Source organism: Mesorhizobium sp. Pch-S (assembly GCF_004136315.1).
Lineage (GTDB): Bacteria > Pseudomonadota > Alphaproteobacteria > Rhizobiales > Rhizobiaceae > Mesorhizobium.
In genome coordinates this window covers 5334802-5352863 of sequence record NZ_CP029562.1, presented here as the reverse complement: position 1 = coordinate 5352863, position 18062 = coordinate 5334802, and the positions used below count along the sequence as shown (strand labels likewise).

Here is an 18062-nt window from a genome sequence, read left to right as displayed (position 1 = left end):
CTTATTGCTGATCAGCCTTCCACGGCCCCGCATAGTCGGCATAGAGCGTCGAGACATCCGGCCTTGGGCGTTCCGGCGCGGTGCCGGAAAATGTACCGATGTGGATGAAGCCGATGACACGCTCATCCGGTGCAAGCCCCAGGATCGCACGCCCTTCCGGCACGTCGGAATACCAGTTGCTGATCATGTTGGTGCCATAGCCCAGCGCGTTGGCCGCGATCATCAGGTTCATCGCTGCCATGCCGCCCGACAGGAACTTTTCCCAGTCCGGGATTTTCGGATGTGCTTTCGGCACCGACACCACGCCGATCACCAGCGGCGCCCGCGAGAAACGCGCGAGTTCCTGATCGCGGCGGACATCGCTGAGCGGTCCCTCCCGGCTCTCCGCCAGCGTGGCCAGCTTCTTGCCGACCTCCACCCGCGCCTCTCCGCGATAGAGAATGAAGCGCCATGGCTCGAGCTTGCCGTGGTCCGGCACGCGCGAAGCCGCCGCGATGATTGTGGCGATTTCGGCGTCCGACGGCGCAGGCGCCTTCAACTCGGGGATGGGCGCGGAATTTCGGGTCAAAAGATAATCGAGGATGGGTTTTGTCACGGCGCGGTTCTCCTGAATTCGTTTGGGCTGAAGCGCGCGATGGACATCGGCTGCTCTGGCGACGGCGCGGGATGCGCCGGAAAAGAGCCCTGAAGGCTTCCGCCAGACTCTTCAGCCTTGAAATTGCCACCGGCTTGGGCTTCAACGCAAGGCATGTTCGTCGGGCTTCGCCGTCTTTCGCTGACCGTTGTGGGAGCCATGCTCGGCGTGGCTCTGGCGTTGCCTGCCGGCGCGAAGGATCCCGACTCTCTCGACAAGCTGAAACTGCCCGGCATTTCGACCTATGCGCCACCGCACGCAGGTACGCAACTTGCACGCGGCGAGGGCGAAATCACGCTCAGCGCTCAGCTCACTGAAAAGGGTGAAGAGATCACCCGCGGCCTTGTCTGGCGTGTCTTCCGTCCGGAACCCGGCGCCGACGGCAAATTGCCATTGGTCGCCTCTGCGCAAGGCGGAACGGCCGCTTTTCAGCTGCAGCCCGGCAGCTATCTTGTGCATGCCTCCTATGGCCGCGCCGGCGCCACCAAACGCATCACCGTCGGGCGTGACGCCAAGCGTGAAAGCATGGTTCTCGACGCCGGCGGGCTGAAGCTCGATGCGACACTGGCCGGCGGCATCCGCATCCCGCGCGAAAAGCTTCGGTTTTCGATCTATGAGTCGCGGGGCGGCAAGGACGATGAAAAGGCCCTCATCATCCCGAACGTGCAACCAAACAGCGTCGTTCGGCTGAATGCCGGCGTCTACAATGTCGTCTCGACCTACGGCTCGGTGAATGCCGTCATTCGTTCCGACATCCGGGTCGAAGCCGGCAAGCTGACCGAAGCAACGGTCGAGCATCGTGCCGCCGAAGTCACCTTGAAACTGGTGCGCGAAGCCGGCGGCGAAGCGCTGGCTGACACTTCCTGGTCGGTGCTCAACGAATCCGGCGATTCGATCAAGGAAGCCGTCGGCGCTTTCGCACCGATGGTGCTCGCTGAAGGCAACTACACCGTCATCGCCAAGAACCGCGACCGCATCTATCAGAAAGACCTGACAGTCGAAGCCGGCAAGAACGGCGAGGTCGAGGTTGTCGCCTCGGAGGCGACCGCAATCGACCCGGCCGAGGGCGCCGACTAGCGCGTATCTGTTTTCCGGAACTTGCTCAGTACTTTGCCGGAACAGCTCTGATCCTCGTCCTGATCAGGCCGCAGCGCGGCGAAACCGCCGCCGCAGCAATTTGACCCGCTTGGCAGGTTCGACCGGTGCCAGGTCAAAGACGGCGCGATAGAGCCTTGCCAGCAGAATCTTGCGGTCACGCAACGGATCAAGTTCTTCCGGCGTCAGCGCCTTGCCTATCCTCACCTCGATCGAGCGCCCGGCCAGTCTGGCGAATTCGCGGATCAGCAGGGAGATCCTCAGCGTCAGCGAGGCCCTGCCGACGAAGCGCGCCAGGCGCCCTTCCCGCTCGGCCAGGTTCATCGGCCCGCTGACCAGATGAAAAAGCCGGCCGTTCTGGCCAGCGAAATGCATGGGGATGACGGAAGCCCTGGCCTCCTGCACCAGGCGTGCCGGAAACATTTTCCACGGCAGGTCCTGGGCGCGGCCGAAACCCTTCGGGGCGGTGGCGACGCCACCAGCAGGGAAAACGACGATGGTCACCCCTTCCTTCAGCAGCCGCATCGCCTCATGGCGCACGGCCATGTTCGCTTTCACCGCCTCCTTGGTCTCGGCGAAATCGACCGGCAGCGAATAAGGCTCCATCTCGCGGATGCGCAGCAGGTCCTTGTGGATCATCACCTTGAACGGCCGGCCAAGCTTTTCGGCCAATGACAGCACGGCAATGCCGTCGCCAATGCCGAAAGGATGGTTGGCAACGATCACGAGCGGCGTATCCGGCAGATTGGCCGGTGGCCACTGGTCGGCGCAGTGGACCCGCACGTCGATCAGGTCGAGCATGCGCCCGAACACCCGATCGCCGGTCGGTACGATGTTGCGGCGCCACAGATCATAGAGGGCAGCGAAGCGGTCGCGTCCCGACAGCCCCTCGACGGAGCGAATGAACCAGCGCGTCAACGCCGGCTGGCCGGCATTGGCGTAAGAAAGTTCCGGGAACGGTCTTTCGCGCGATCTCAGCTTCAGCATGTTCTGTTGCCAGAGCGTTCCCGTTTCTTACGGAAACGCGGAAGCGTTCTAACCCTTGTTTCTACGCAATTCCGATCGGAAAACCGTTACGCACTTTTCCAGAAATTGCTCTAGTCGCGTTGGATGACGTCAACATGACGCCGATATGAAAACGGCGGTGGGTCGAGCCACCGCCGTTCAAAACACCTGCGATCAGGCCGTTTTCTTGCGCTTCAGATCCGGCGGCGTCGCTTCGTCGACCAGACGGGCGATCGCTTCGGCCAGCGACAGCGATTCCTGGTCGCGCGAGCCGAGGCGGCGCACATTGACCGTCTCTTCTTCCGCCTCACGCTTGCCGCAGACGAGAATGACCGGAACCTTGGTCAGCGAATGTTCGCGGACCTTGTAGTTGATCTTCTCGTTGCGCAGGTCCGCCTGCACCGACAATCCGGCAGCCTTCAGCTTGTCGACGACGCTGCGCGCATAGTCGTCGGCTTCCGAGGTGATCGTCGCCACCACCACCTGCAGCGGTGCGAACCACAGCGGGAAATGGCCGGCATGGCTTTCGATCAGGATGCCGAGGAAGCGCTCCAGCGAGCCGACGATGGCGCGATGCACCATCACCGGCTGCTTCTTCTCCGAATCCGAGTCGATGTAGAAGGCGCCGAACCGCTCGGGCAGGTTGAAGTCCACCTGCGTGGTGCCGCACTGCCACTCGCGACCGATGGCGTCCTTCAGCGTGTATTCGAACTTGGGACCATAGAACGTGCCCTCGCCCTCGTTGATGCCAGTTTTGATGCGATTGTCCTCACGCGCCATGCGGGCCAGCGAGCTCTTCAGGATCTCCTCGGCATGATCCCACATGGCATCCGTGCCGACACGCTTCTCCGGTCGCGTGGCGAGCTTCACCACGACTTCCTCGAAGCCGAAATCCTTGTAGACCGACATCATCAGGTCGTTGATCTTGAGGATCTCGGACTCCAGCTGCTCTTCCGTGCAGAAGACATGCGCGTCGTCCTGCGTGAAGCCGCGCACCCGCATCAGCCCGTGCAGCGCGCCGGATGCTTCGTAGCGATGGACCGCGCCGAATTCTGCAAGCCGGATCGGCAGATCCCGGTAGGACTTCAGGCCATGCTTGAATATCTGGACGTGGCCCGGGCAGTTCATCGGCTTGAGCGCGAAGATGCGCTGGTCGGCATCCGGATCTTCCGGATGAGTGAAGGCATGCGCGGATTTCACCGCGAACATGTTCTCCTGGTACCAGCCCCAGTGACCCGAGGTTTCCCACAGTGACTTGTCGAGGATCTGCGGGGCGTTGACCTCCTGATAGTCGTCGCCAAGGCGACGGCGCATATAGGCGACGAGATTCTGGAACATCTTCCAGCCCTTCGCGTGCCAGAACACGACGCCCGGCCCTTCTTCCTGGAAGTGGAACAGGTCCATCTCGCGGCCGAGGCGACGATGATCGCGCTTCTCGGCCTCTTCCAGCATATGCAGATACTGGTCGAGCTGCGCCTGGTCGGCCCAGGCCGTGCCATAGATGCGCGTCAGCATCGGATTGTTGGCATCGCCGCGCCAGTATGCCCCGGCGACCTTCATCAGCTTGAAGGCGGTGCCGATCTGGCCGGTGGCCGCCATATGCGGGCCACGGCAAAGATCGAACCAGTCGCCCTGGAAATAGATCTTCAGGTCCTGGTCTTCGGGAATGGCGTCGATCAGCTCGACCTTGTAGCCCTCGCCCTTGTCGCGGAACACCTTCTTCGCGCGGTCGCGGTCCCAGACTTCCTTGGTGAACGGCTTGTTGCGCTGGATGATCTCCCGCATCTTCTTTTCGATGACGGGAAAGTCTTCCGGCGTGAAGGGCTCGTTGCGGGCGAAGTCGTAGTAGAAGCCGTTCTCGATCACCGGGCCAATGGTGACCTGCGTTCCCGGCCACAGTTCCTGCACTGCCTCCGCCAGCACGTGCGCGGTGTCGTGACGGATCAGCTCCAGCGCGCGCGGATCGTCACGCGTGACGATCTCGACCTTGCCGGAAGCCTTCAGCGGGTCCGACAGATCGCGCAAGGTACCATCGACGGCATAGGCCACTGCCTTCTTGGCCAGCGACTTGGAGATGGATTCGGCGAGCTCCGCGCCGGTCGTCGCGGCGTCGTAGTCGCGTACGGAACCATCGGGGAATGTGAGGGAAACATTGGCCATGGTCTTCTCCTATCCAGTCCCGCATACGAACGCGGGTGGTGTTGTGCCGGATGCCCGGCGGCGAGCGGTCTTTTAGGGGCAGTTGCGACCGACGTAAAGCGAAACGGCGCCGCCCTGGCAAGGCAGCGCCGCTGGCTGGATCAACCTGACCGTCTTGCCGCCTACTTGATCAAGCCGGGCAGCTCCTCGAGGAATGCTGCGCGCACCACGCGACCCATCAACCCGTTGCTCTTGCCGTTGTTGATGACGAGCTTGGCAAAGACAATGCGCTTGCCGTCCTTTTCGGCCCAGCCGACGAACCAGCCGATCGGCCGGCTGCTGTTGGGCGCGCCGCCCTTGCCCGCCAGCCGGCCTGTCCCGGTTTTGCCCTTCACTTGCCAGCCACCAGCCTCAAAGGCCGGCATCGCTGCTTCAGTCATGTCATAGGCTTTCGCGGAAACCGGCAGGCTGCGGCCGGCGATACCGCGCAGGAAGGCGATCTGTTCGTCGGGCGAGATCTTGAGCGAGGAATTCAGCCAGGCCTGCGTCAGGCCATCGTTCTTGCCCGGGTTGCCCGAGATGTCGCGGTTGCCATAGTTGAACTTCCTGACGTAGTCGCCGAAACGCGCAGCGCCGAGCTTGCGGGTCAGTTCCTGCGAATACCAGACGACAGAGTCGGCCAGCCATATCGACGGATTGACGGGGCGCTGGTCGCGCTTGATGGCGTTGAACTCCGGCTTGTAATCCCAGCGCGGATTGTGCGGATCCGTAAGGATGCCGGTATCGTAGCCGATCAAGGCCAACGGCACCTTGAAGGTGGACAGGGCGCTCACACGCTTGTCGCAACTTCCTTGCCGATACAGCGCGGCTCCGCCCTTGGCGTCGACGATCGCCGTGCATTCGAGCACCGGCTTTAGGCTGGTGGATTGCGCCGCCGCTGGCCAGCATGCAGCGAGCAACATCGCGACAAAGCCCGCACCGCCAAGGGTGGAGCGAACGGAAACAGACATCATTATTCTCCGGGAACAGCGCTCAGTTGGTTTTGACCGTTATGCAGTCGAACTTCTGCCGCTTGAGCGCCGCGCAAGTCCTGCTCGCCGCTTTTGCATCCTCGAAGCCATCGAAACGCACACGATAGAGCGTCGTACCGCGTGCCTGTGTCTGCATGATCTGGCCGGCTGCTTCCCCATGGATAGAACGAATGAATTTCTGCGCGTTGCCCAGCAACGCCTTTGCTGCCACCTCGCTGGGCAGCGCGCCGATCTGGATCTGCCAGGCCGATGGAATGAGCGCGACATCAGCGTCGCCATCGCCCTGCTCGATCGGGGCGGCGTCGATTGTCTCAGATGGCGCGACGACCTGTTTCGGCCTGCGGGTCGGCACCGGTGCATTCGAGGCCACCAAGGGCGCAGATGTCACGGTTCGCCCGGTACTGAAGCGCTTCAGCAAGGCTTCCATCCGGTCATCGCGGCTGCGGGCCGTCTTGCCGCCGAGAACGACGCCGATCAGATGGCCTTTGCCCTGCTCGAGCGACGACACCAGATTGTACCCCGAAACGGCTGTATACCCCGTCTTCAAGCCATCAACACCGGCATAGCGGTACATCAGATTGTTGTGTCCTTTCAGCCGCTTGCCATGAAAGACGAAAGAAGGCTGGGAAAACAGACCGAACAGTTTCGGGAAATCCCGTTCCAGTGCCATGCCGAGCACCGCCATGTCGCGAGCGGTCGTCAACTGGCTTGTCCGATCGGTCAAACCCGAGGGATTGGCGAAGATGGTGTTGCGAAGCCCCAGCTGCCGGCCGCGCTTGGTCATCAGCCGCGCGAAGGCAGCCTCCGACCCCGCCATATGTTCGCCAATAGCGGCGGCGGCATCGTTGGCGGAGATCACGATCATGCCGTTGACGGCCTCGCGCACGCTGATGCTCTCGCCGGGCTTCAGCCACAGCTTCATCGGAATCTTGGCTGCCGCATTTTTCGAGATGGCGATCTCATCGTCCCAGCCGAGCTTGCCCCGTTCGATCGCCTCGAAGGCAAGATAGATCGTCATCAGCTTGGCGAGCGAAGCCGGCGCGTGCCGCTTGCCAGCGTTCTCGTGACCCAAGACGGTCCCCGTCTGCGTGTCGAGCACCAGCCAGGAAACGTCGGCTGTGGCCGTTCCCGCGCTCAGCAAAACCGCGCCCATGGCCAGCGAGGCAGCAAAGACCTTGCGACCGAGCCACATATCGATGACCGGCATATTCGCTCCGTGAATTTAGAGACGTCCCGAGGGAGTATGTATGACTGAAATGCAGACTGGCCACCTGCCGGGAACGCGGGCCCGTCACGTGAAATCCGCCGCCACTATTGTACGCAATTCATTAACGAAAAGTGGGTGGTTTTTTAACGATTTGGTTGATCCACAGCCTTGCGGCTGATCAACCAGTAGCGCCATGGCATATACCAGACATAGCGCGCATCGAGCACCGCCGGCACGTTGTCGATGCCGTGCGTGCCCCCGGGGCCGCAGCGCATGAAACGGAACAGCCCCATCCAGCCACCGGACCACAGGCCATGCCTGGCAATCGCCTCATAGGCATATTCCGAACAGGTCGGCAGGTGCCGGCATGTGTTGCCGACAAAGCCCGAAAGCGTGAGTTGGTAGAGCCGGACAAGGGCCGTGCCTGCCAGCCTGCCTGGAGTCTTGCGCCAGGGTCCATCCCAGTTACGGCCGCGCGATACGGCAGGCCTTTCACCGGCATGCCGGTGACCGCAGTCGTGGCCATGTCCACCCGCCTCTTTGGTCATTGCTGATATCGCGCTCGCGCCATCATCGGCAGTAGATGGCGCGCTTCGACGAATTTCGCAACAGTCGGCCCATTTCCAGGAGCTGTGCGGAGCGGTTCTCCGTCCGGGATTGCATAAAAACAAAAGAGCTGGAGCGCTCTAGTGATGGCCACGCCGAAAACCGACAAAGCCCGGTGTGACCGTCACCGGAATGCCTTGTTCGACAAGCGAAAGCAGCCCCAGCATGACTTCCTCATTCGGCTCGCCATAGACATCGAGCCGGCGCATGATGCAACTTTCCATCACATCGCGAATGTAGGGATCTGCCAGCCTCCAATGCGCAAGCACGGCTTCGGAGCTTGGCAGGATCTGCAGGCTGTTTGCTCGCATCGACTCCTCGTCGATGAAGGTTTCGACAACGAGCTGAGGACCGTGTGCTTCGGCAAAGGTCACGGCATTGCGAATAGCCTGCTTGAACGGCTCAAGTTTGCCGGGGCGGATGTCGAAGCTGGACAGCTGAACGATGCGTAGCGACATTGCCGGCACCTACTGAATGGCTTCGGCTTGCGCCGCGGCGACCAGTGACGCCTTGGTTACGCGATTGACCTCGCCATAAGGCGAGGATGCGACATAGACCAGTTCCAGGTCTTCGAGTGCATTGAATGTTCCCGGCGTGCCGGCCGGCAGATAGAGCACCTCGCCCGGCCCCGCCGTCTGCCATTCGTCGCGACTCGCAACCGTGCAACGGCCCCGAATGACAATCAGCACCTCGTCATAGGCAAACTCGAAATCGCTGGTCGCTCCCCTTGGCGCCCTGAGAAAACCGATTGCCCCGAGTTTTGAAGTTGGTGCTTCATCCTCGTTGAGCACATCGACCAGCTTTGTACCGGACCATTCCATCCAGTCCCGCACCTTCCCGGCCACGAACTTCTGGATGTCGGGCGTTTTCATATCCCCGGTGTTCATTGCTCTTTCCTTTTCGGCACCACCACCAAACCGCGGCGTTCGCCCGGCCTGATCGACTGCCTACAAGTTCAAGTAAACTTGAAGTCAAGAGCAATGCATGCGAAAAGGTCGGATGGAAACGACCCTCACCATCAATCAGCTTTCACGCCGCAGCGGCGTGGCAGCCTCTGCGCTGCGCTATTATGAGGAGCGTGGCTTGATCCAGTCCGAGCGCAGAGGCTCGGGGCATCGCCGCTTCACCAGAGCCACCCTGCGACGGCTCGCCTTCATCGTCTTTGCCCAGCGCCTCGGCATGACGCTTGCTGAAATCGGTGCCGAGCTCGACAAGCTACCGACGGACCACGTGCCGAAGGGTGCCGACTGGTCGTTGCTTTCCGGCCCCTGGTCGAGCCGTATCGACGAGCGCATTGCCGAGCTGGAGCGCCTGAAGACCGGCCTCGCGCAGTGCATCAGCTGCGGTTGCCTGTCACTCGAATTTTGCCGACTGGTCAACCCACATGACAAGGCCGGAGCCCTCGGCCCCGGCCCGCACTACTGGCTCGGCGACCAGTCCCCGAACGACGATTAGAGCAATTCCTGCAAAAATGTGCGCCGGTTTGCGGAAACGCTCAAACGTGCCGTCTCAGAGCGCGCAGACTGTAGCGCTAGATCCTTCCATGCCGATCGGATCGCGGACGCGGATAGCCATCCTGTCGCTGTGGCGGTTTCTTCAACGTCTGGAACGTTGCAATCGTCAGCGCATCGAGAAGCGCCTGGATGATCTCAGACATCACATTCACTCCGGTTTCGCGTATCTTTTTCATGGCGCGATTCAACGCCTTCTGGCGCTTGCCTTCAAACGAGTATATTTTCGTACTCGGATAACCTGAGATTATGCGAATGAAGCGCAGCCGCTTGCCGCTGACTGCCCTCCGCTCTTTCGAGGCGGCTGGCCGCAATGCCAGTTTCAGCCGGGCTGCCGAGGAGTTGCACGTTTCGCAAGCCGCCGTCAGCCGCCAGATCCGCGAGCTGGAAACCACGCTCTGCACCCCGTTGTTCGAGCGCCTGCACCGCAGGGTCGTGTTGACCGAGCCCGGAAAGGCGCTGCTCAACCAGCTGACCGCCAGTTTCGACGGCATCGAGAGAATGCTGACAGATATCGCCAACCGCGGTCAGACCCGTACCGCGCGGGTGAGTTCCGATGCGTCCATCGCCGCCTGCTGGCTGATCCCGCGCCTCGACCGTTTCCGGCGTATGAACCCGGACATCGATGTCGTGCTCGATGTCGATCCGCGGCTTATCGAGTTTCGCGCCGACCAGGCCGAGCTGGCCTTGCGTTTTTCCTTCCGCAACACCAGCTGGCCGAATACCGAAGCGGAGCGCCTTGCCTACGCGCTCGAAACGCCTGTCCTGGCGCCGTCCCTGCTCGCCGGTGGCCCTGCGATCGAAAAACCAGGCGACCTCCGCCGTTTCACCCTGCTGCACGAGGAAAGCCGCGAGCACTGGAAGAACTGGTTTCGGCTGGCCGGCGAGGAGGAAGCCGAGGTGCGGGCGCCGGGCCCGATGTATGCCGACATGGCGCTGTCCAAACAGGCTGCCCTGCTCGGCCACGGCGTGGCTTTGGTCGATCTCCTCTACATGCAGGACGAGCTCGCCGCCGGCACGCTGGTCCGGCCCTTTGCCACCGGGCTCAATTCAGGCAGCTATTTCCTGGTCGCGCGCAGCCTCTCGAAACTCAGCGAGCCCGCCCGTATCTTCGCCGAATGGGTCCGCGCGGAGTTTGCCGCAAGCGTTGCTGCGCTGTCGTCAACCGAAAGTGAACGGTGCGTTCTCGCCGAGTGAATGGGCAACTCTGCCCGCCTCGCCTATCTCATTCTCCGATTTGGACAATCCGCCACCGACCGACCGGTGGCCAGCCGAGGCCCGGCAGCCGTTCCCGACGGATCGCGCCGGCAGCCCAAAATGGGGATGATATGACCGACAAAGTTGAATTCGGACTGGATACGTTTGGCGATGTCACGCTGGGCAGTGACGGCAAGTTGCTTCCGCAGGCTCAGGTGATCCGCAATCTCGTCGAGGAAGCCGTTCTGGCCGACGAGATCGGCATCGACTTCATCGGGGTTGGCGAACATCACCGCGATGACTTCGCAGTATCGGCGCCTGAGACCGTGCTTGCTGGCATCGCCACGCGCACCAGCCGCATCAAATTGGGTTCGGCCGTCACGGTGCTGAGCTCGGACGATCCGATCCGCGTCTTCCAGCGCTTCTCCACCGTCGATGCGCTGTCGAACGGTCGTGCGGAAGTGATCCTCGGCCGCGGTTCTTTCACCGAATCGTTTCCGTTGTTCGGTTTCCAGCTCAATGACTACGAAACGCTGTTCACAGAAAAGCTCGACCTGTTCGCGGCGGTCCGCAAGGGCGAGCCGGTCACCTGGCAAGGTTCGATCCGGCCACCGCTCGAGGACCAGTCGGTTTACCCGCCGATCGAAAACGGCACCTTGAAGACCTGGATCGGCGTCGGAGGCAGCCCGGAATCGGTGGTTCGCGCGGCGCGCTACAACCTGCCTTTGATGCTTGCCATCATCGGCGGCGACCCGAAGCGTTTCCGCCCCTATGTGGATCTCTACCACCAGGCGCTCGATCAGCTTGGAGGAGCGACATTGCCGGTCGGCGTGCATTCGCCGGGTTATATCGCCGATACCGACGAACAGGCGCGCGAAGAACTGTGGCCGCACTACAAGCTGATGCGTGACCGCATCGGCGGTGAACGCGGCTGGCCGCCGGCGACACGCGCAGACTTCCTATCGGAAGTCGAACGCGGCTCGCTTTATGTCGGCTCGCCGGAAACCGTGGCGCGCAAGATCGCGGCAACGGTGAAGGCACTCGGCGCAGCGCGCTTCCAGATGAAGTATTCATCCGGCCCGCTGCCGCACGAAAAGATGATGCGTTCGATCGAACTCTACGGCGGCAGAGTGATCCCGGCGGCGCGGGAAATTCTGGCGGAAAAGCTGGAGCTTTCAGAGGCCTGAGTATTCCCGAGGCGGGGCTGATGTCCTCAAACACCAATGAAAAGGGCCGGCGCGGGAAACCGCGCCGGCCCTTTTCGATCAAATGAGGTCCGTTGGACGGGCCACTCAATCCTTGGCGTTCAGATCCGTACCCAGCGTATCCTTCACGAACAGCGTACCGATGATAAGCGACATCGCCGCGAACACGATCGGATACCAGAGGCCGTAGTAGATATCGCCCTTGGCGGCGCTCAGCGCGAACACCGTTGCCGGCAGCAGGCCACCGAACCAGCCGTTGCCGATGTGGTAAGGCAGAGACATGCCGGTGTAGCGGATACGGGTCGGGAACATCTCGACCAGGATCGCGGCGATCGGCCCATACACCATCGTCACATAGAGAACGAGGATGAACAGGATGCCGATGACCATCGGCCAGTTCACCTGCGCTGGATCGGCCACCATCGAGAAGGCGCCTGCGGCTGGAATGCTGTAGACGGTGACATCTGTCGCAGCGCCTGCTTCTTCCTGTGTCAGGATCTTGTCCTTGACCGCCTGGGCGACCGGAACGGTGGCCTTCTCACCGCCGCGGATGGCTGCGGCATCGAGCTTCAGTTCCGGATTGGCCGTCACGAAGGCATCGAGTTTCTGGTCGGCCACCTTGGCGGCAGCGCGAACCAGCGGATAGCCACCGTCATGCAAGGCGATGTTCACCGTCTTGGCGAAGGCTGCATCCTTGGCCTTGGCCTGGTCGCCGGCTGCGACAGCATCGTAGGATTCCACTGTCTCGTTGCCGATCTTGACCGTCGCGGCGGTACCAGGCGCCGCCGTCGTCACGACGTCATACGGAACCGAGTTCTTGGTCAGGAATGCCGTCGCGATATCGCAGGACGTCGTGAACTTGGCAGTGCCTACCGGATTGAACTGGAACTTACAGTCGCCGGGAGCAGCCGTCACCGTGGCCCTCGTGGTCTGCTGCGCGGTGGCGAGCGCCGGATTGGCGGCCCAGGTCAGCGCCTTGAACAGCGGGAAGTAGGTGACGATGGCCAGCGCCAGGCCGGCCATGATGATCGGCTTGCGGCCAACCTTGTCGGACAGCCAGCCAAACACCACGAAGAAGATGGTGCCGAGTGCCAGGGCGATCGCGATCATGACGTTGACCGAATAGGCGTCGACCTTGAGCACGTTCTGCAGGAAGAACAGGGCGTAGAACTGGCCGGAATACCACACCACGGCCTGGCCGGCTGTAAGGCCGAACAGTGCGAGCAGCGCGATCTTGGCGTTCTTCCATTGACCGAAGGCTTCGGTCAGCGGTGCCTTGGAGCCCTTGCCCTCTTCCTTCATGCGCTGGAAGGTCGGCGATTCACTCAGCGTCAGCCGGATCCACACGGAAACGCCGAGCAGCACGACCGAAAGCAGGAACGGAATCCGCCAGCCCCAGGCCGCGAAGGTCTCCTTGCTCATCGAGCCCTGGATGATCAGGATGACGATCAGCGACAGGAACAGGCCGAGCGTCGCCGTGGTCTGGATCCATGAGGTGTAATAGCCGCGACGATCGCGGGCGCATGTTCGGCCACGTAGGTGGCTGCGCCGCCATACTCACCGCCCAGCGCCAGGCCTTGCAGCATGCGCAGGATGATCAGGATAGCCGGAGCTGCAATGCCCCAGGAAGCCGATCCCGGCAGCAGGCCGACCAGGAAGGTCGACAGGCCCATGATCAGGATGGTGACGAGGAAGGTGTATTTGCGGCCGACGAGGTCGCCGATACGGCCGAACACCAGCGCGCCGAACGGACGCACCAGGAAACCGGCGGCGAAAGCCAGCAGCGCGAAGATGTTGCGCGTCGCTTCCGGATAGGAAGCAAAGAAGGTCGCGCCGATGAAAGCAGCCAGCGCGCCGTAGAGATAGAAATCGTACCATTCGAAAACGGTACCCAGCGAGGAAGCGAAGATGACCTTCTTCTCTTCCCGCGTCATGCCGCGGCCAGTTCTGCCGGCGGTCTGTGCCATTGCCATGAGTGCTCCTCCCAAATGCCCCGATGCCGGCTGCCCGTACCCTCCTCCGGACACGGACTCGGACCAGCCATCACGCAGAATCTGGCAGAAAGCGCCGGTCATGAGGACCGAGCAATTGGGATTATGACTTTGGTCTAATGTGACGGATGGCTATCCATCGAGTGCTTCGAGCAGCGACACCGCAGCCATCATGTCACGCTTGCGAAAGGCGCGACGCGCCACCGCTTCTGAATCCTGGCCCCAATGTTCGACCTGCCAGTCCTCATCGACATGGGCTGCAAGCCAGGCGGTTTCGGCGGCCAGTTCGCCCTGCTCGACGGCCATTGCGAGCAGCGCCGATCCCATGATCGAGGTCATGACATGCAGGGATGCCAGCCGGAATGGATCATTGCGACGGGCAAGATGTGCACCAAGTACCGCGATGCTCTCACGCGGCTGTTCGACATGGATCACACCTTCGGCAAGTTCAAAACGCGCGCCAAGTGACGTCTGCACCCAGTCGAGCACCGGATCCCATTGCGCATTCTGGCGATCGACCAGCCCCTGCGGACCATCGGCACGGTAGCACAGCATGTCGGACGCGGCGAAACGCAGGATATCCTCCAGCACCGCCTGTGTGTCGGCCGCGACCCCGTCGATTGCCGTGTTGACGAGACGCAGCACCGGCATGGTCACCGGGTCGATCACCTCTTCCTGCGCTGCGAACTCGGCCGCCACCAGCGCGGCGGCCTTTTCGGTCGGCAGCGCAAGCAACGCCTTGCCTGGCGTGCGGACAGGCTTGCCGTCCAGCTGTACGACAAACCCGTTGTCCGAAGGCGCGATAGAGGCAGTCTTGTAGAAACGCTTCGGCAAGGGTGTACGCATCTGGATCTGGGCGCGTCGCGTCGGATCCGGATCGGAAAGCTGCTTCCCTGCCTCGAGATCGCTCAGAATATCGCGCATTGCCGGTACACCCACTATGCCGTTTTGGGCCGTCTCGGCCGATTGACAATTCTCAAGCCCACGAAGATCAGCCCCAGTGCCAGGAATATCTTCCAGGTCAACGGCTCGCCCAGGATCAACCAGGCGCATATGACACTGAATGCGGGTGACAGGAAGGCGAAACTCGACAGTCCCGCCGCCGGATAACGCCGCATCAGCCAGAACCAGACGATATAGGTGATCGTAACGATATAAACAGCCTGGAACAGCAGTGCACCGGTCGCCAGCGGCGTCACGTCGCGGAGCGCCGGTCCGGCCAGCGGCACCAGCGGGATCGCGATGATCGCTGAAACCACGAGTTGATAGAGCAGCACCTTTTCTGCACTCGCGGTCTGCAGCTTCGAACGCTTGATGGTCAGCGTCGTCAGCGCCCAGAACAGTCCGGCAGCGAGGCTGAGCAGATCCCCGAACAGTGTCGGCTGCCCGTTGCTGCCCAGCCGGTCGGAAAAGATCACGATCACCCCGCAGAAGGCGAGGACCAGCCCCAGCAGCTTCTGCAACGTCATGCGCTCGCCAAGCCAGAAATGCGCGCCGACAAGCACCCAGAACGGCATCGTGTTGACCAGCAGCGAATTGCGCGCCACGGTCGTGTACTCCAGCGCCACGAACACCAGACTGAATTCGATCCCGAACAACAGGCCAGCCAGGATGCCGCCGAAAAGCGTGCCGTCGCGCTCGAACAGGCGGATGCCGCGGAACTGGCACCACAGGAACACCAGCACGCAGGCAATGGCCGAGCGCGCAACATTGAGGAAGATCGGGTTGTAGCCTGCATTGGTCAGCTTTGCGGCAACACCGTTCAGGCCCCATGAAAAGGTCAGTACCAGCATGAAGCCGACCGCCGCGGCATCGATGGCATCGCGCCGGTCAAAGCTTTGACTTGCTGTAGTCATGACACCCTCCGCAGGTTCTCCCTGCGTACCTCCCTACAGGAGGTTGGCAGTCGCGGCATGATCCAAGGCACGGCTAGCGCAATTCCAGGAAAAGTGCGTAGCGGTTTTCCGTCCGGAATTGCGTGAAAACAAAGAGCTGGAGCGTTTCCGCGTTTCCGTGAAAAACGGAAACGCTCCAGCGGCGGTTCACTGCGAAAATCAGTCCTCGGCGCTCGCCTCGTCGAAGCCGAGCAAGTTCCAGCTCTGCCGCATATGCGGCGGCATCGGCGCCGTGACGTCGATCACGCCCTTGTCAGGGTGTGGGATGATGATCCGGCGCGCATGCAGGTGCAGTCGGTTCTGCATGCCGCCCGGGAAATCCCAGTTGGTGTCGGCCTCGAAATACTTCGGATCGCCGATGATCGGGCAGCCGATATAGGCCGCATGCACACGCAGCTGATGTGTGCGCCCGGTGTAGGGTTCCATCTCCAGCCATGATAGCGATTGCGCCGCCTGCTCGACGATGCGGTAGTAGGAAACCGAGTGGTCAGCGCCCTTTTCACCATGCTTGGCGACCCGCACGCGATCGCCGTCCGGTGTCGGCTCCTTGACCAGCCAGGTCGAGATCTTGTCCTCGCGCTTCGGCGGAACGCCCTTGACCAGCGCCCAGTAGGTCTTCTTGGTTTCGCGGGCACGAAACGCTTCCGACAGCTTCATGGCGGCAAGCCGCGTGCGCGCGATGACCAGCACGCCCGACGTGTCGCGGTCCAGCCGATGAACCAGACGCGGCTTCTCGCCCTTCTTGTTGCGCCATGCCTCGAGCATGTCATCGACATTGCGGGTCACGCCCGAACCGCCCTGCACTGCAAGACCCGCCGGCTTGTTGAAGACGAAGACCTTGTCGTCCTCATGCAGCAGCATCTTGGCGAGCACGTCGGCATCGCCCTGGTTGCGGATCGAATGACCGGTGAGCTGGTCGGCGCCGCCCTTCTTGTCGACGTCGAGTGGCGGGATACGGATCACCTGCCCCGGTTCGACGCGCGTGTCGGTCTTGGCGCGCGCGCCGTTGATCCGCACCTGCCCGGACCGCAGCAGCTTCTGCAGCTGCACGAAGCTCAATCCGGGATAGTGGCTCTTGAACCAGCGATCGAGCCGCATGCCCGTTTCGCCGGCTTCCACCGTGATCTGTTCGACGCCTGCCATGGTCCGCCTTTATTGTTCGAAGCGGGCCAATAGCACTATGCGAGCGTTCTTACGAGCCACAGCCCGAGGAACAGCGCCAGAATCGCGCCAACGACGCTCGCCAGCGCGTAACCGGCAGCCGGCACGACATCGCCACGCTCCCACAAGGTGGCGAAATCCAGTGAAAAGGCCGAGAAGGTCGTGAAGCCACCGAGGATACCGGTGGCGACGAACAGGCGCAGCTCCGTCGAAGCGCCACCGTAGCGGCGCGACAGCATTTCGATGAAGGCCCCCATGATGAAGGAGCCGATGACGTTGATGGCCATCGTGCCCCAGGGAAAGCCGGGACCGATCACCCTGAGGGCACCGAGATTGAAAAGATGGCGGATAGCGGCGCCGATCGCGCCGCCGAGTGCCACGAGGAGAAGATGATACATCGGTCCACTCCTCGTCAGCGCGACGCCAGGCCTAGGCCTGGGCCTTCTTGCCTTTGCTGGACGAGATCATCTTCCAGTTCTTGTAGAACAGGGAATTGATGCGCTCGACGCTCATCGAAACGATGGTGAGCAATCCAGCGACGAGCCCGGGAACCGGGGAAGGACGGATGACGTCCATGAAGACGCAGTAGCGGCGGCCATCATATTCGTTGACCGAGCGATGCAGCAGCGTGTCGTCGAAGATATACATCGGATTGTCGTGCCAGTAGTTCCTGGCATCCTGGCATTCGACGAAGATTTCGGCGTTCACCGGAATCAGATTGTACAGCACCCGCAGCGAGAGACGCAGCGGACCGAAATGCCAGGACGTCGATTCGCGGCCCGAAAACACAGAGACCGCAATCGTCTTCACATATTTGAAGTCCTTGTTGAATTCCGGCACGTTGTCGATCTTGTGCTTGCCGTACCACTGGTAGACGTACATGCCGCGCCGGCCGGTCCCGAAATTGGCATCGATGTCAGCGATGATCTCGTTGCGGCGCTCCTTGAAGACATTGAGCACCTCGTTGACTTCACGCTGGTAGTCGGCCGGAAACTGCTCCAGCTTCCACACACCCCAGTTCTTGTAGCTGATCAGGTCGACCAGCAGATTGAAGGGCGACAGCAGCCATGTGAACATGCCGTTGCCCGTGAAATAAAGGCTGAACAGCCGCTGGTCCTTCTTCTTGTTGCGGAGCACATCGATGAGCCCGCAAATGAGCCAGATCAGCGTGATGATCGGGATGAAATAGAAACCGAGCCCCAGAAGCACGACGGCGATGGCGGCCTTGCGGATTGCCTTGCGTTGATCTTTGGTCATGTGAGCCTGGCGCCTGGCGCCACCCTTTATAAGAGTTTCGCCGCGCCCTCGGCCGCGACGCATTCACCCCAGTGACGGCTGCATAGGCGCAATTGCTGTCGTGCACAAGACGGCACAAAACCCGTACC

The 18062-nt window shown here is 61.7% G+C and carries 18 protein-coding genes and 1 pseudogene; 4 read left to right on the top strand and 15 right to left on the bottom strand.

The genetic code is table 11. From position 1 onward, the window contains the following. Position 1: 1 nt before the first annotated feature. Positions 2–595 carry a nitroreductase gene (locus C1M53_RS24995; protein ID WP_129414685.1) on the bottom strand — a complete coding sequence of 198 codons (594 nt, stop codon included), beginning with the start codon at positions 593–595 and terminating at the stop codon, positions 2–4. Between the two features lie 198 nt (positions 596–793). Between C1M53_RS24995 and C1M53_RS24990 the strand changes: the two genes are divergently transcribed. Beyond that, entirely contained in the window at positions 794–1711 is a 918-nt protein-coding gene (locus C1M53_RS24990; RefSeq protein WP_129416361.1) for a hypothetical protein, read from the top strand. Positions 1712–1774: 63 nt separating this feature from the next. Here C1M53_RS24990 and C1M53_RS24985 read toward each other — a convergent pair whose 3' ends face one another. From C1M53_RS24985 to C1M53_RS24955, 7 genes are all read right to left on the bottom strand, one after another. After that, a complete protein-coding gene (locus C1M53_RS24985; RefSeq protein WP_129414684.1) occupies positions 1775–2716 on the bottom strand; it encodes a lysophospholipid acyltransferase family protein in 942 nt (313 codons plus the stop codon). 192 nt (positions 2717–2908) lie between these two features. Continuing rightward, on the bottom strand, positions 2909–4894 hold the full coding sequence (gene thrS, locus C1M53_RS24980) for a threonine--tRNA ligase (RefSeq protein ID WP_129414683.1): 1986 nt from the start codon (positions 4892–4894) through the stop codon (positions 2909–2911). A 161-nt stretch (positions 4895–5055) separates the two neighbouring features. Then, complete coding sequence (gene blaOXA, locus C1M53_RS24975) at positions 5056–5835, bottom strand: class D beta-lactamase (protein WP_348630059.1); 780 nt, start codon at positions 5833–5835, stop codon at positions 5056–5058. A 70-nt stretch (positions 5836–5905) separates the two neighbouring features. Next, positions 5906–7111, bottom strand: a complete 1206-nt coding sequence (locus tag C1M53_RS24970; RefSeq protein ID WP_245488276.1) for a D-alanyl-D-alanine carboxypeptidase — start codon at positions 7109–7111, stop codon at positions 5906–5908. Between the two features lie 143 nt (positions 7112–7254). After that, on the bottom strand, positions 7255–7659 hold the full coding sequence (yidD, locus tag C1M53_RS24965; RefSeq protein WP_129414681.1) for a membrane protein insertion efficiency factor YidD: 405 nt from the start codon (positions 7657–7659) through the stop codon (positions 7255–7257). 138 nt (positions 7660–7797) lie between these two features. After that, positions 7798–8175 (bottom strand): hypothetical protein, encoded by a 378-nt coding sequence (locus C1M53_RS24960; protein WP_129414680.1) that lies wholly within the window; start codon positions 8173–8175, stop codon positions 7798–7800. Between the two features lie 9 nt (positions 8176–8184). Next, positions 8185–8604 (bottom strand): hypothetical protein, encoded by a 420-nt coding sequence (locus C1M53_RS24955; RefSeq protein ID WP_129414679.1) that lies wholly within the window; start codon positions 8602–8604, stop codon positions 8185–8187. A 112-nt stretch (positions 8605–8716) separates the two neighbouring features. Between C1M53_RS24955 and soxR the strand changes: the two genes are divergently transcribed. Then, positions 8717–9172: a redox-sensitive transcriptional activator SoxR gene (gene soxR, locus C1M53_RS24950; RefSeq protein ID WP_129414678.1), complete on the top strand. Its 456-nt coding sequence runs from the start codon at positions 8717–8719 to the stop codon at positions 9170–9172. Between the two features lie 76 nt (positions 9173–9248). Here the strand turns inward: soxR and C1M53_RS32395 are convergent, their stop codons facing one another. Next, positions 9249–9374 (bottom strand): hypothetical protein, encoded by a 126-nt coding sequence (locus tag C1M53_RS32395; RefSeq protein WP_281040906.1) that lies wholly within the window; start codon positions 9372–9374, stop codon positions 9249–9251. Positions 9375–9483: 109 nt separating this feature from the next. Between C1M53_RS32395 and C1M53_RS24945 the strand changes: the two genes are divergently transcribed. Together C1M53_RS24945 and C1M53_RS24940 are read left to right on the top strand one after the other, a co-directional pair. Then, a complete protein-coding gene (locus C1M53_RS24945; RefSeq protein WP_129414677.1) occupies positions 9484–10425 on the top strand; it encodes a LysR substrate-binding domain-containing protein in 942 nt (313 codons plus the stop codon). 131 nt (positions 10426–10556) lie between these two features. Continuing rightward, positions 10557–11612, top strand: coding sequence for an LLM class flavin-dependent oxidoreductase (locus C1M53_RS24940; RefSeq protein WP_129414676.1), 1056 nt, complete (start codon positions 10557–10559; stop codon positions 11610–11612). Positions 11613–11717: 105 nt separating this feature from the next. On the opposite strand, the pseudogene C1M53_RS24935 reads toward C1M53_RS24940, so the two are convergent. The 6 genes and pseudogenes from C1M53_RS24935 to C1M53_RS24910 form a co-directional block, all read right to left on the bottom strand. Then, positions 11718–13603, bottom strand: a pseudogene (locus C1M53_RS24935) (MFS transporter). A gap of 150 nt (positions 13604–13753) precedes the next feature. Then, positions 13754–14545, bottom strand: coding sequence for an ATP12 family protein (locus tag C1M53_RS24930; RefSeq protein ID WP_129414675.1), 792 nt, complete (start codon positions 14543–14545; stop codon positions 13754–13756). 14 nt (positions 14546–14559) lie between these two features. Then, a complete protein-coding gene (locus C1M53_RS24925) occupies positions 14560–15477 on the bottom strand; it encodes a DMT family transporter (RefSeq protein WP_129414674.1) in 918 nt (305 codons plus the stop codon). Between the two features lie 198 nt (positions 15478–15675). Further along, positions 15676–16659 (bottom strand): RluA family pseudouridine synthase, encoded by a 984-nt coding sequence (locus C1M53_RS24920; RefSeq protein WP_129414673.1) that lies wholly within the window; start codon positions 16657–16659, stop codon positions 15676–15678. A gap of 35 nt (positions 16660–16694) precedes the next feature. Next, complete coding sequence (gene crcB, locus C1M53_RS24915; protein WP_129414672.1) at positions 16695–17075, bottom strand: fluoride efflux transporter CrcB; 381 nt, start codon at positions 17073–17075, stop codon at positions 16695–16697. 31 nt (positions 17076–17106) lie between these two features. Beyond that, a complete protein-coding gene (locus C1M53_RS24910; protein WP_129414671.1) occupies positions 17107–17934 on the bottom strand; it encodes an aspartyl/asparaginyl beta-hydroxylase domain-containing protein in 828 nt (275 codons plus the stop codon). Between the last annotated feature and the right edge of the window lie 128 nt (positions 17935–18062).

Coding starts and splice junctions, on each gene's coding strand:
- soxR (WP_129414678.1), top strand. CDS start 8,717: ATGGAAACGACCCTCACCATCAATCAGCTTTCACGCCGCAGCGGCGTG.
- C1M53_RS24925 (WP_129414674.1), bottom strand. CDS start 15,477: ATGACTACAGCAAGTCAAAGCTTTGACCGGCGCGATGCCATCGATGCC.
- blaOXA (WP_348630059.1), bottom strand. CDS start 5,835: ATGTTGCTCGCTGCATGCTGGCCAGCGGCGGCGCAATCCACCAGCCTA.
- C1M53_RS32395 (WP_281040906.1), bottom strand. CDS start 9,374: ATGTCTGAGATCATCCAGGCGCTTCTCGATGCGCTGACGATTGCAACG.
- C1M53_RS24985 (WP_129414684.1), bottom strand. CDS start 2,716: ATGCTGAAGCTGAGATCGCGCGAAAGACCGTTCCCGGAACTTTCTTAC.
- yidD (WP_129414681.1), bottom strand. CDS start 7,659: ATGACCAAAGAGGCGGGTGGACATGGCCACGACTGCGGTCACCGGCAT.
- C1M53_RS24960 (WP_129414680.1), bottom strand. CDS start 8,175: ATGTCGCTACGCATCGTTCAGCTGTCCAGCTTCGACATCCGCCCCGGC.
- C1M53_RS24990 (WP_129416361.1), top strand. CDS start 794: ATGCTCGGCGTGGCTCTGGCGTTGCCTGCCGGCGCGAAGGATCCCGAC.
- C1M53_RS24955 (WP_129414679.1), bottom strand. CDS start 8,604: ATGAACACCGGGGATATGAAAACGCCCGACATCCAGAAGTTCGTGGCC.
- C1M53_RS24970 (WP_245488276.1), bottom strand. CDS start 7,111: ATGCCGGTCATCGATATGTGGCTCGGTCGCAAGGTCTTTGCTGCCTCG.
- C1M53_RS24940 (WP_129414676.1), top strand. CDS start 10,557: ATGACCGACAAAGTTGAATTCGGACTGGATACGTTTGGCGATGTCACG.
- C1M53_RS24920 (WP_129414673.1), bottom strand. CDS start 16,659: ATGGCAGGCGTCGAACAGATCACGGTGGAAGCCGGCGAAACGGGCATG.
- thrS (WP_129414683.1), bottom strand. CDS start 4,894: ATGGCCAATGTTTCCCTCACATTCCCCGATGGTTCCGTACGCGACTAC.
- C1M53_RS24945 (WP_129414677.1), top strand. CDS start 9,484: ATGAAGCGCAGCCGCTTGCCGCTGACTGCCCTCCGCTCTTTCGAGGCG.
- crcB (WP_129414672.1), bottom strand. CDS start 17,075: ATGTATCATCTTCTCCTCGTGGCACTCGGCGGCGCGATCGGCGCCGCT.
- C1M53_RS24910 (WP_129414671.1), bottom strand. CDS start 17,934: ATGACCAAAGATCAACGCAAGGCAATCCGCAAGGCCGCCATCGCCGTC.
- C1M53_RS24930 (WP_129414675.1), bottom strand. CDS start 14,545: ATGCGCGATATTCTGAGCGATCTCGAGGCAGGGAAGCAGCTTTCCGAT.